Genomic DNA, 484 nt, shown 5'->3' on the forward strand with positions numbered 1-484 from the left:
GTACTCAGACTGCTGCCGTCGGCAAAAGTGAAATTCAGATTGAGACGGGTCATTTGCTCCGTCGGCGTTATCTGCGCGCCGATGTCGCTGATCCTGGATAGCGAAATCTCGGTTTTCTCGGCATTCAACCCTTGGAACTTAAAAGGAAAGGCTACTGTGCTAGTCATCTTTGCAATGCTCCATCTGATCAATGAGACCCCTACAATCATTGCCGGGAGTAGGCAGGATAGGGCGCATGGCATCGATGCAACACTGTAAAAGTTGACAGTTTTTAGCATGAATCGAAATCAACTACGGCTGTTTGCCACCCCTCACAGCAGTTTGCGAATCGGATTCTGCTTCCGGATCCTCGAAAATACTTTCAATGGCCAATCCAAACGTTCGCGCGATCTGAAACGCCAGCGGCAGGCTCGGGTCGTAGCGTTCATTTTCGATGGCGTTGATGGTCTGGCGCGAGACGTTCAAGCGCTCCGCCAGATCGACC

At 51.4% G+C, this 484-nt stretch carries 1 protein-coding gene; it reads right to left on the minus strand.

The features are described from left to right. Window positions 1-291 precede the first annotated feature (291 nt). The coding region (locus J5M56_RS24775) for a helix-turn-helix transcriptional regulator (protein WP_207938034.1) at window positions 292-484 on the minus strand (193 nt) is incomplete at its 5' end.

This window comes from Pseudomonas sp. 51_B (genome assembly GCF_017491595.1).
Classification (GTDB): domain Bacteria; phylum Pseudomonadota; class Gammaproteobacteria; order Pseudomonadales; family Pseudomonadaceae; genus Aquipseudomonas; species Aquipseudomonas promysalinigenes.